Below are 11916 nucleotides of genomic sequence, written 5' to 3'. Positions count from 1 at the left end.
GGCTCAACGCGGTCGTGCGCTGCGTTCCGTCCGAATGACCGCTTCGCGGACATAGCTGTCGTTCGCTGCATTGCAACACGTTTAGCTGAGCCTCTGCACAGCTGAAAAGCGCCCATCTAACCGAAATTGCGTTGCTGGTGCGTTTCACACTTTCGGAAGGTACTGGTTAAGCAGAGCGTCCACGAGATCTTCTTGTAGCCGGTACCCCTTTTGCTGATCTACGCGCAGAATATCTTCCAATATCACAAACTGCTCTATGCCTGTTGTCATGGCCAAACGTAGTGTCAGATCTTCGTAATCGCTTAGTTTCATCGAGCTGCAAACGGGTTCAAGGGCCTCTCCAAATGCCGCGACCCTTCTCGCTCCACGCATATTGACAGTGCCGTCTTGCAGTGATGCCTTGAGCGATTCAGCTAGAAACTGGCGAAAGAAAGCCTCATGTTTGCGTGAGAAATCCAGATAGTAGCGCGCAACCGCGTGCACACGGCCGCGTACATCCTCAAGTCCTTCCAGCAATTCTGCGGTCGGCATCACCTCTATGTCGAGAGTCGCGTCGAGCGCCAACACGCCGGGATCGGAGAAGTACCGGTATACCGTTGCCCGACCGGTTTTCGCGCGCTCTGCGACTTTGGCAAGCGTCACATTTTCCCCCTCTGACATAAGCTCACGTGCCGCCGTCAGCAACGCCTCTCTGGTCCTGTTCATTTGATTGGTTCGAGGGGCCACACCGATATCCCTTAATGATACACTTGTCTCATGATGAGATATGTGTATCATAAAGGTGCATTCATCGAAGTAAAGGGAGTCGTTGAAATGACGCAATCTCGCCCTCGCACATATCACCTTCTTGGTAACCTTCTGAAATTCCATGCATTTCCAGCCGAAACCGGAGATCGCTGTACAATCGTTGAAATCAAGACCGCCCCAGGTGCAGGCGCCCCCCCAATCATCACGCTGGCGAAGATGAGAGTTTTTATGTGCTCGAAGGCGAGTTTGAGTTTTTCCTAAACGGCGAGACAAAAAAGGTAAGCAGTGGCGATTTCGTGAAAGTCCCAGATGGCGCGGTGCACGCGTTTACTTGTATTGGGCAAACTCCAGGTCGCTTGCTATGCATCAACGCTCCGGGAGCTATGCATGATACATTCTTCACCGAAGCGGGCGAAGCAATGCCGGACGGCACAACGGATATTCCTGCACCGGATGGGCCACCCGACATTCCGGCGATCATGGCGGTGGCGGAAAAGGCTGGCATGACGATCCTGGCGCCTGAAGACGCACCCCCTTGAAGCAACCTAAGCCACGCGCTCAAGTCTGGGTGGTAAGCGGACATATTGTCCCTGCTGATATATCCTGCCATCATCACTTTTGGGGAGGCTATGTCATGACGAACCTGCAAGAGGTAGCCCAACACTATCATTCAAGACATCTGCTTAAACGCATCTCTGACGGCTGCGCGGCGCAGGATCTGACACCACCGATTGCGCACGACGCACTCGCTCCGGTGGACGAATTTCAGGTGCTGTCAGACGAATTCTAACCAGTCTCAGTCTACCGCGGAATCCGCGAGCCTATCCGGAACAAAGCTGACGCCACTCTGCAAGAGCGGCGGTGCGCGACAGCTTGAAGGAGCCTCTGCTGGTCAGCGATCTTTCCTGGTCGAAGTGGTTGTAGACGGAGGAATAGACGGCGGCGAATTTCTGTAAACTTCGCATTCGCCTGAAACGCTGCATCGCACGTTCTCTTCGTCGAAACGGCAAATGCGAATTCTCGACGCGGTTGTTGAGCCAACGGCCCGTTTGTTGTTTTTCGAGAGCACCCAAATCTCTGAGCGCCGCCTTGTACGATGCGAAACGGTCTGTGACGATCTCTTCGGCGCAACCGTGCCGCTTCACCAATTTCCTGAGGAATTTCAGTGCTGCAGCCTTGTTTCGGCGTTTGGTGACGACGGCTTCCAGTACCTCGCCTTCATGATCGACAGCCCGCCAAAGATAGTGCCGCTTGCCATTCACCTTCACGAAAACCTCGCCCATGTGCCACTTCCATTTGGAGAACGCGTGCAGCTGCTGAACACGCTTTCTTCGGATCTCAGCGGCAAACACCGGCCCAAACCTATTCCACCAATACCGGACAGTTTCGTGACTCACGTCGATGCCTCGCTCGTGCAGCAGATCTTAGACATTCCGAAGCGAAAGAGGAAAACGGATGTACAGCATCACCGCAAGGCGGATGATCTCGGAGCTAGTTTTTAAGTACTTGAAAGAGGCAGGTTTGGTCATATGCAAAAGCTATGCATCCGCCCTGCCCCGCTCAAGCAAAGTTCTTCTGACAAGACCCTCTTGGTCACGCCTGACGAAACGAAACGGGCGCTCCCATGGTAGGGAAGCTAGCCCGATTGAAAAGGCTTTTCGGCAACAACAATCGACCAAGTGAGAAGCCCTCCATAGGTTCAAAACCTTATGGAAGCTGTGAGTTCTCCAACAATACTGGATCCACCACCAAAGGTTGATTGAAATTCACCGCTGAAGCCTACCGACCTATTTCCATCTGCAGAAATATGTTCAAGCGTAAAGCCAAGAAACCCAGCAGCTGCATCTTCTGTGGACGCTACGAAAGAAAAGGGCGTCGCCGCTACGATCGCGTCTACATCGTCGGACCCTGCATCGAGAGTTGCGTCAATTCCGACTGCCCAGTTCAGGTAGGTGCTCGATCCATTTGCACCCTCATAGAGGCGGGGCAAGTTCAATTGCGCCCGCGTGTTGAAGACTGAAACGTTCCGATCTTCGACCGTTAGAGGAAACGCGGTTCCTGTTTCGGTATACTCGTCAAGTTTCAGAAATACATAGCTTGCGCGAGCACTGAAGAAGGCAGGTATTGGCAAAGCGTTGATGGGGGCCGAGATCGAAAGCGATGGAGCAACGAACGTCCCATCAAAATCGCCTTGCGCTTCGCCGCCATCAACGTTTCGAGTCACTTCATTGTCGGTTATGCCAGCAAGGAGAGCTGCGTTGATGCGATAATGTCCGTAGTCCCTTTCGAGGTAAACGCCGCCAAAATATGACTTGATATCAGTATCACCTGCATCCTGATCCAGCGAGATGCGGCTATCGTCGTAGCCAACAAGAACACCAAAATCGCTGTTTCCGATGAACTCATTCGTTTCAGCACCAACTACAAAACCGTACATTCTATGGCTGAAACCAAGATTTGAACCCTCTTCGTCAACATCTCGATCTCCACCGAAGGCTGAACCCCAAACATAGGGACCACCATCCTGTTCGGCATACCCGAATGCACTCCGGTTCCTGCTGACCTGACCCTCGGATGAGCCAAAGTCATAGGGACTGGCGGTTTCAATCGTATTGAACACTGCTTCGGTCAGATCGCTGATAAAGGTGCCTTGGGCCACAAATCCCGTTGTATCCACCGAAACCGCCGTAAGGCCATTGTTGACCAAAACGCCTGCACCATCGAAATTGACGACTTCGGGGGCGGACGCAAGTTCATTATCGCCACCCGATGCATCGGCAAAGTTGACAACCGCATTCACCCCGGGCGCAAAATTCAGCGTGTCAATGTCATTCGGGTTCGTGCCCCCCATGCCATCATTGCCATTGCCGAAATCGACCGAACCGGTCAGGGCTGAGCCGGGTTCGAGCGTCAACGTGTCGTTCCCGTCCCCGCCGAATACGATGGAAAAGCCGTCACGACCGGTGATACGAGCCGAGTTTGTGATGGTTGCGGCGGCATTGTTGTCACGATCTTCGACTTCGATACCGTATTCGAACGCATCAATATTTCCTGTGTTCAAAATGGTGATCGAACCCATTCCATCTACGTCCACTTCGATCCCGTTATTGTCCAGTGAACGCAACGCCCCGCTATTGGTGACCCTCGCGTTGCCATCACCGTTTAGCTCAATGTCGATCGCGTCGGAATCGGCGGTAAGCTGGGCAGAGTTTTCAATGCTGACGTCGCCACTTCCTTCGACATCCACTTCAATCGCATCGTCTTCGCGAGAGGTTACCTGACCCGAGTTTTCTATGAAGACATCTCCGTCTCCGAAGATTTCGGCGTCAATTCCCTCGTCGTTTCTGGCGGTTATGGATGCGGAATTTGTAATGCGTATGTTTCCGTTGTCGGTCACGTGGGCAAAGATTCCGTCAACTTCGGCATCGATGGTGCCGGTTGCCGAAATGGCAATATCACCGCTTCCGTCAATTTCCGCATTGATGCCGTCAAAGCTATCAGCCGCTATATCACCAGACGTTTCAACCGAGATGTTTCCGTCACCGGCCACAAAACTGCGGATCCCGTTTTCGTTTGCATCGATATCGCCATTCATCGTGATCGAGATGTTGCCGTCTCCATCAACTTCAGCCTCGATACCGTCATCCGAACCAGCGCGAATATTGCCCGTGACCTGAATACTGATATCGCCGGAATCCTCGGCGTCTGCGTCAATGCCAATAGCGCTGCCAGAGATATTGCCCGCCACTATCACGTCGATCACGCCTCCGGGGCTGCCGGTTTCCACATCAATCGCATCACTGTCGCGGGATTCAATATCGCCCGTCGCATCGACGGTTACATTCCCGTCCTCTGCGTTTGCGAAGATCGCATGTTCTTCATCAGCCGAAATGTTGCCGTTAGAGGTGATCGTTACGTTGCCCGTTCCATTGGCTGCACCGTAGACCCCATAATCCCTGCCGGTAACATTCCCGGAGCTGTCGATGACGACGTCACCCACGCCATTTACCGTTGCGTTGATGCCGTCGCCTGCTGCTTCACCTCTGACATCGCCTCGGTTCGTTATGGAAATATCGCCGTCATTGGTCACAAACGCACGGATGCCGTCCCGTGCGGACGAAATGTCGCCCGACGAGGTGACATTGATATCTCCCTCTCCGCCCCTTTGGCGGGCAAATATGCCATCCGCATTGTTCCCGGCCGTCGTGATGTCTCCGGACGAACGGATTGTGATAGAGCCGTCGCCGTCGTCTTGCCGGGCAAAGATCCCTCGGGCGTTGTTTCCGGTAGTCGAGAGGTCGCCCTCGGATTCTACGGTGATATCCCCGTCGCCGCCATTTTGACGCGCCAAGATACCATCAGCGTTATTCCCGGCCGTCGTGATGTTTCCGGTCGAACGGATTGTTATAAATCCATCGTCGTTGTCTTGCCGGGCAAATATCCCGCGGGCGTTTCTACGGGTAGTCGAGAGGTCGCCCTCGGATTCAACGGTAATATTCCCCTCGCCGCCATTTTGGCGCGCCAAGATGGCATTCGAGTTGTTGCCTTCTGTTGTGATATTTCCCGTCGATTGGATCGCGATATCGCCATCGTCATCGCTTTGCTGTCCAACTATCCCGCCAGAGTTGTTAGCTTCCGTCGAGATATTGCCATCCGACACCACCGAGACATCCCCTTCGCCACCACTCTGAAGAGCGGTGATGCCTGTAGACCGACTTCCAGCTGTGCTGATGTCGCCCACTGAGTTGACCGATACCGCGCCGTCTCCACCGTCTTGATTGGCGTTAATTCCGTCTGAACGGCTGCCCGATGTGTTGATCCGACCATCTGATACTACTGACACGTTGCCATCACCACCTTGTTGAGTGACGCCGATTCCAACGCTTCGGCTGCGTCCGGATGTTGTAACGTTGCCAGTCGAGTTCACCGAAACGGTGCCGTCACCCTCAAGTTCGGATCGAATACCAAAGGAACGCCGTCCGTTTGTTGCAATGTCGCCGGTCGAAGTGATCGAAACTTCCCCGGCGCCGTTTGCATCTACAACAATCCCATCCGCGCCATTGCCCGTGGTGACAATGCCGCCGGTTCCATTCGTCTGGATACTAAGGGTTGCGTTCCCTGATGGTGTGGCAAAGGCAACGCCGTCGGTTCCACCGCCAGGTGCAATTCCAGGTGCAGTAACACTATTGATATTGAGCGTTTCGATTGTGGGTCCGCTTGCCTGGACACCCGACGAAACATCTCCCGTGCAGGTGGCGACGTCACCCGCAACAGTGCACGGACCGTTTGACGGAGGAACAACCGTTTGCGCACTTAAAGGAGTTGCCACTCCGATCATTGCCCCCAAACCTATTGAACCGGCCGCAACCGGAACCGCGAAGACGCAAAATAAGGTAGGTCTAACCCGATGGTTGTTATTGGGCTGTGCTTTGGAAAGCGCCGCCGCATGACGGCGCGCTTTACGGTTCAAACCGCATACTCGAAACATCTTGTTCACCACTTAAGGGTGGTTTGGAAACCACTACCGTTTTTTTGCGCGGAACTCTCCGCGCACATGTCAGAGGCAAAAAAATGATGGCTTTTTGATGTTCCAATTAACGATGTGTTAACAAACTTCTGAATGGCCTTTTATATGATGCAATTTGAACACATGTATGATCTGAAAAACCAATAAGCGGCAGCTCTGGACCGTCCTTTGTCACCTCAAGGACAGCAGCGAATTTCTGTAAACTTCGCATGCGCCTGAAACGCTGCATCGCGCGTTCGCGTCGTCGGAAAGGAAGGTGTAAATTCTCTGCGCGGTTGTTGAGCCACCTGCCCGTCTGCTGTTTTTTGGCAGAACCAAGCTCTCTGAAAGCGGCACGATACGATGCGAACCGATCCGTGACGACGGTTTCCGCTTTACCGTTTCGCTTCATCAATTTCTTGAGGAATTTCAGTGCTGCAGCTGTGTTTCGGCGTTTGGTGACTACGGTTTCCAACACCTCGTCTTCATGATCCACCGCCCGCCAAAGGTAATGCCGCTTGCCATTCACCTTCACGAAAACCTCGTCCACGTGCCACTTCCATTTAGAGAACGCGCGTAGTTGCTGCACACGCTTCCGCCTGATCTCAGCAGCAAACATAGGGCCAAACCTGTTCCACCAATATCGGACTGTTTCGTGGCTCACGTCGATGCCTCGCTCAAGCAGCAGATCTTCGACATTCCGAAGCGAGAGAGGGAAACGGATGTACAGCATCACCGCCAAGCGGATGATCTCGGGGCTGGTCTTGAAATACTTGAAAGAGGCAGGTCTGGTCATGAACAAAAGCTAAGCAACCGCCCTGCCCCGCTCAAGCAAAGTTAATCTGACAAGACCTCTCGATTGCTTTCGCAGGCGGCGCGAATGCTTGCTCCTCAAGTTCAACTTAGATGTCTTTCCAATGGCTTTCGCCTTGGGCGTCTGAGTACAATTTTATGAATTTCACTTTTTTGCCTTTCCTATTTGAATTGCCTAAAAACAAACACCGGACTTTGTGACGAAAAGCAGCAAAACTCAAATTGGGCTCTGATGCTGACGATCGCCTGAATACTGAGAGCGAACGCGCAAAAGAATTTGCGATCTCATTGTTAGAGAATTGAGAGTTCGAAGACAAACCGAATGACACGAGCCTCCGGCTGTAACAAGATGGTGGCGGAGGTGTAAGGTATGGCGGATGTTTTCGACCGCATTGCAGATTGGCTGCAAAAGCTGGCCTTTTTTGATGCTGATCTTGGTGGACTAGTCGAGCAGTTAAGTCTCAGGCTGATCGATGGTGGCGTGCCGGTCACACGTGTTTCGTTGGGCCGCCTGATGATGCACCCTGTAATCGGATTGCTCGATGCAACGTGGGATGTTTCGAACCATCGTATTGAATGGACGGTTCTTCCACGCAGTTCAGTAACGGCTGATCTCTTCGACAAAGCACCCTTCGGAGAGAATTCGAAATTGGCCAATGAGATTGCCAAACAGCACTTTAGTAAGGAAGTATGGGACTTGGCCGACGGACTTTCGAACGGAACAATCAAGTTTCCTTTCATGCGTGCAAATCTGACTGACCAAGCGACCCGCGACAAATTTCCGCTATTCCGAAAACTCGCTGAAGCAGGTGTCACCGATTATGTCGTATTCAGTGCGCCATTCGGCAATCGTACTGTTGTCTTTGACGGAGAGATGGAGTGGGCTCTGGGCGCGTCTGTTTCTTTTGCTACAAAGCGTCGTTCTGGCTTCACGGACCGTGAGGTAGATGGTCTGTCGCGGCTATCTTTACCTTTGCTTGGTGCAGCGCGTGTATTGTCGGAGCAGTTCTTGGCGGCTGAATTGATGGAGGTCTATCTAGGCAAAGTGTCCGGTCGATCCGTACTTAACGGTCAAATAGCCCGGGGAGATGTCAGCAGAATTGACTGTGCTCTCTTGTTCAGTGATATGCGCGGCTCTACGGCTTTGAGCCAGCGCTTGTCATCGGAAAAATATGTCGCGACGGTTAACCAATTCTTCGATTGTGTTGGTGGGGCGGTACACGATCACGGCGGAGAGATTCTCAAATTCGTTGGTGATGGGTTGCTTGCGATCTTTCCATTTGATGGTCAACGAAGACTACCTGAGGACATGTGCGAAGCAGCCCTGTCCGCAGCGCGTGAAGCGTTTCAAAGGAATGAAGAACTTGATCCATCAGACCGTGCTGAGTTTGGGGTTGGTTTGCACACGGGCGCCGCTGTCTACGGGAATGTTGGCACCGAAAGGCGCTTGGATTTTACGGTAACTGGCACATCAGTCGCGATTGTCAGCAGGTTAGAAGGCCTGACGCGAAAACTGGACGCGCGGCTTTTGGCAACGGGCGATTTTGTGAACTTGGTATCTGACGAGCCGCAAAAATTGGGGCGGCATTCTTTGCGGGGTTTTGATGAAGACTTAGAGGTCTTTTCTTTTGCAATCACCACCTAGCGCTCAATTGCAATAGGCTTTTGGCAAACACTCGTTGTGGCGCGTTTTGAGGCGCGGGCACTAGATTGACAACGGTTTGCTTTGGGCTCAAAACCGACCTTAAGCACTGTGTTCGAATGCCACGATTGCAACCCGCTTTCCAGACATTCGTCACGGATGCGCAATCTTACGCTTTTTTGGCGCTAGATGGCGCGCGCGTTAGTTGGAATGAATTCAGCTACGCGCTCTTTCGACTTCGTAGGCCTCGATCATATCGTTACCCTTTCGAAAAAAGAACTTCTTCGAGACAAGATTGGCTATTCCATAACGTTCGAGTTCTGCCTCTATCGATGGTTCGGCGAAGAGAAACACGACCTTAGTGCCACGATCGTGGAGTGTTTGAATGGTTGCTTTCAGAACACTCCCGGCGGTGTAATCGATGTCGTCAATTGCAGAAGCGTCGATACAGAACCAGTGGGTCTTTTCTTCGATCACGGCGACGACCTCGATAACCTCATTCGCAAATCGCTGCGCGTTTGCATAGTACATTCCGTGTGAAAAGCGGTAAACAATGAGCCCAGGTTCGAATTGCTCGGGTTTGTCGAGTGGTCGTGCCAGCCATTCCCCGTCTGGCATTTTGGTGATGATGGAATTCTTGGGCCTATATCCTTTACGCGTATGATCGATCAGCGAAAGAACCATCGCAAAAATGATGCCTTGTTCGACTCCGGTGGCTACAACCACCGCTGCCGTGCCCATTGCTATCCCGAACTCAGTAGGCGCTTGAACGAAGATTTCTCGCAATCCGCGCAGGTCTATCAGCTTCAGACCAATCAGGAATACGACGGCGGACAGCACAGCCTCAGGCAAGAACGCAAGAGGCTGTGTTAGGAACAAGAGAACAAACAACACGACCAGCGCCGTAGTCAATTGGGCTATCTGGCTTTGGCCTCCGGCACCGGCAACCATCTCGGTCTTGGTAGGACTTCCATTGACGACAAAAGTCGCGCTGAATGCCGCGCCAATATTGGCAATACCAAGCCCGACAAGATCGGTATCTTCGTTGAACTTTTCCCCGTAGCGCGCAGCATAGGCGCGAGATGTCGCGGCACTCTGCGCCAGGATGACGACGAGTATCGCCAGCGCTGTGGGGAGCAGCTGTTTGAATGTCGTCCAGTTCCAGTTAACCTGCGGGATAGAGAGTGAAGGCAAACCGCTCGGCACGGGGCCTAGCAAGGCAATCCCGTTTTTTTCGAAATCAAAAAACCAACTTAGTCCGATGATCCCGATGACAGCAATCAATGGTCCAGGCACCTTTGGGGACAGGCGTTTCGCTCCGATCACAATGACCAAAACTGCGGTTGCAATCAAAAACGTCGCCCAACTGATCTGACTGATGTTCTGATAAGCGCTTGAGAGTTTCTGGATCGTGCCATGACCGCTCGTTTCAATGCCTAAAATCCCAGGTAACTCGCCTAAGGCGACCTGAATACCAACACCGGTCAGAAAGCCGACCAGAACCGTTCTTGACAGGAAATCGGCCAGAAACCCCAGACCGACGACTCTGGCCGCGATCAAGAGAATACCCGCCATCAGCGCCAAAAGCGAAGCAAGCGCCATGTATTCAGAAGAACCACTTACAGCCATGCCAGCCAAGGCTGATGCCGTGATGGCAGCAGTCGCCGAGTCTGCGCCAACAACAAGGTGGCGTGAAGATCCGAATATAGCGAAAAGCGTCATCGGAATCATAATCGTATACAGCCCGGTAATGACCGGTGTTCCTGCAATTTTTGTATAGCCCATGACCTCGGGTATCGCGAGGCACGCGAAGGTCACTCCGGCAAGGATTTCGGCCGGAAGCTTGGCCGGAACAATAGGCAGAACTCCCTGCAGAACCGGAAGGGATGATCCGTGAGAATGAGACGTTTTGTCAGACATTCAAATGTTGCACTTTCGGGTTAGCCCACGCGTGGCAGCAGAAGCTATTTCTCGTGATCGTACCGGCGTTTTTCGGATGCATTGAACTTTTTGCAGATTTCCTCGAATTTGCAACGTCCGGTTTCTGCGTTTTTCTCACGTTCTACAAACGTGATGCTGCTCGGCAGCGAGTTGGGGCTTTTCCCGAACAACAGACGTTTGCTGCAACTTGTTTGAACGTCAGTTTTGCGGAGAAAGCCGTCATTCGGTGCAACCCGCCCAATGACGGTTGCATCAATCAAACCGGACATTCGCCACGAAAACAAAGGCTAGCGGGAGCACCTCATGCCAATCGTTGTGGCACCCGCGCCGCGCTGCTCCATTGCCGTGGCGACTGGCCGTACATCCGTTTAAACTCGCGACTGAATTGAGAGGAACTTTGATAGCCCACGTCCCAGGCTGCCTCCGAAACAGTCTTTCCTTCGGCAATCTTCATGGCGGCGTTGTTCAGCCGCATGGATTTCACGAACTGTATCGGAGACATTGTCGTGGCTTCTTTGAACCGCCTGTGGAATACCGCGCGGCTCATCCCGACATGGGCGGCCATTTCGTCGATGGTTACTTGTTCTTTCAGGTGGTTCGAGAGGTAGTCGATTGTGTGCGCAATTTCGTTGCCGACGCCAAAGGCCCTTCTTGCAGCGGCACCGGCCTCGCCCATGAGCACCGCGTAACACAACTCGCGCATACGCCCCTGTCCAAGCACCTCCAGATCAACTGGATTTTCGAGCAACTCGATAAGCCGCAGCAGTGCCTGCGTGAAACCAAAGTCCCAGGACGCCAACGCTAAAGCTGACGGTGTACCAGCCAACGATTGTCTGTTGCCGCCTGCGGTGGTCTCAATCTCCAAGGTGAGCGCGCGCATTATTCGTGGATCCAAAGCGATCACGACGCCGAGCAGAGGCGTCGCTTTGGAAGCCTGTGGCGTACCAGCCTCCACCGGTAAGGTCATTGGGCACAGAAGGTATTTGTCGCTGCCATAGACATGATGGTTACCGTCCAACACTGCTTCCTTGGTGCCACTGAGAATCGCAACCACTGTGGGCTCGTAAACTGCAGGGACGCACGGCATGGCCTCAGTTACCCGAAAAATCTGGACGCCCTTCAATGCGGTATCGACAAGGCCTGCCTCGGACAGATGGTGCTCAATCAGGTCTTTGATCTGCTCTTTGCTCATACACTCTAGCTGACAGAGGGTTTTCATCTTTGCAATGTAGTTGAGACGATTGGGCAAGTAATCGAGAGGATATGG

At 52.9% G+C, this 11916-nt stretch carries 7 protein-coding genes and 2 pseudogenes; 3 read left to right on the top strand and 6 right to left on the bottom strand.

Going from position 1 to position 11916, the window contains the following annotated elements; genetic code table 11:
• Positions 1-144: 144 nt before the first annotated feature.
• Entirely contained in the window at positions 145-1020 is an 876-nt protein-coding gene (locus ACXAH8_RS06430) for a TetR/AcrR family transcriptional regulator (protein WP_475216970.1), read from the bottom strand.
• Between ACXAH8_RS06430 and ACXAH8_RS06425 the strand changes: the two genes are divergently transcribed.
• Both ACXAH8_RS06425 and ACXAH8_RS06420 read left to right on the top strand, forming a co-directional pair.
• Positions 978-1286, top strand: a complete 309-nt coding sequence (locus tag ACXAH8_RS06425; RefSeq protein WP_475216968.1) for a cupin domain-containing protein — start codon at positions 978-980, stop codon at positions 1284-1286. The two genes, ACXAH8_RS06430 and ACXAH8_RS06425, sit on opposite strands and share 43 nt — an antisense overlap.
• 95 nt (positions 1287-1381) lie before the next feature.
• Entirely contained in the window at positions 1382-1537 is a 156-nt protein-coding gene (locus tag ACXAH8_RS06420) for a hypothetical protein (protein ID WP_475216966.1), read from the top strand.
• Positions 1538-1568: 31 nt separating this feature from the next.
• On the opposite strand, the pseudogene ACXAH8_RS06415 reads toward ACXAH8_RS06420, so the two are convergent.
• The 3 genes and pseudogenes from ACXAH8_RS06415 to ACXAH8_RS06405 form a co-directional block, all read right to left on the bottom strand.
• A pseudogene (locus ACXAH8_RS06415) lies at positions 1569-2276 on the bottom strand (IS6 family transposase).
• Between the two features lie 170 nt (positions 2277-2446).
• Positions 2447-6085, bottom strand: a complete 3639-nt coding sequence (locus ACXAH8_RS06410; RefSeq protein WP_475216964.1) for an autotransporter domain-containing protein — start codon at positions 6083-6085, stop codon at positions 2447-2449.
• A 370-nt stretch (positions 6086-6455) separates the two neighbouring features.
• A pseudogene (locus ACXAH8_RS06405) lies at positions 6456-7049 on the bottom strand (IS6 family transposase); the annotation flags it as partial.
• A gap of 387 nt (positions 7050-7436) precedes the next feature.
• On the opposite strand from ACXAH8_RS06405, the gene ACXAH8_RS06400 reads away from it, so the two are divergent.
• Positions 7437-8711, top strand: coding sequence for an adenylate/guanylate cyclase domain-containing protein (locus ACXAH8_RS06400; protein ID WP_475216962.1), 1275 nt, complete (start codon positions 7437-7439; stop codon positions 8709-8711).
• A 213-nt stretch (positions 8712-8924) separates the two neighbouring features.
• Here the strand turns inward: ACXAH8_RS06400 and ACXAH8_RS06395 are convergent, their stop codons facing one another.
• On the bottom strand, positions 8925-10628 hold the full coding sequence (locus tag ACXAH8_RS06395) for a SulP family inorganic anion transporter (protein ID WP_475216960.1): 1704 nt from the start codon (positions 10626-10628) through the stop codon (positions 8925-8927).
• Positions 10629-10950: 322 nt separating this feature from the next.
• Positions 10951-11841 (bottom strand): AraC family transcriptional regulator, encoded by an 891-nt coding sequence (locus ACXAH8_RS06390; protein WP_475216958.1) that lies wholly within the window; start codon positions 11839-11841, stop codon positions 10951-10953.
• Between the last annotated feature and the right edge of the window lie 75 nt (positions 11842-11916).

The sequence above is a fragment of the Ruegeria sp. ABV3_008 genome (genome assembly GCF_056161185.1).
The sequence above is the reverse complement of the archived record's forward strand: the minus strand, read 5'-3'. Positions and strand labels throughout refer to the sequence as shown.

Excerpts from the sequence above, each read along its gene's own strand:
- ACXAH8_RS06395 (WP_475216960.1), bottom strand. The coding sequence starts at position 10,628 with ATGTCTGACAAAACGTCTCATTCTCACGGATCATCCCTTCCGGTTCTG.
- ACXAH8_RS06410 (WP_475216964.1), bottom strand. The coding sequence starts at position 6,085 with ATGATCGGAGTGGCAACTCCTTTAAGTGCGCAAACGGTTGTTCCTCCG.
- ACXAH8_RS06390 (WP_475216958.1), bottom strand. The coding sequence starts at position 11,841 with ATGAGCAAAGAGCAGATCAAAGACCTGATTGAGCACCATCTGTCCGAG.
- ACXAH8_RS06400 (WP_475216962.1), top strand. The coding sequence starts at position 7,437 with ATGGCGGATGTTTTCGACCGCATTGCAGATTGGCTGCAAAAGCTGGCC.
- ACXAH8_RS06420 (WP_475216966.1), top strand. The coding sequence starts at position 1,382 with ATGACGAACCTGCAAGAGGTAGCCCAACACTATCATTCAAGACATCTG.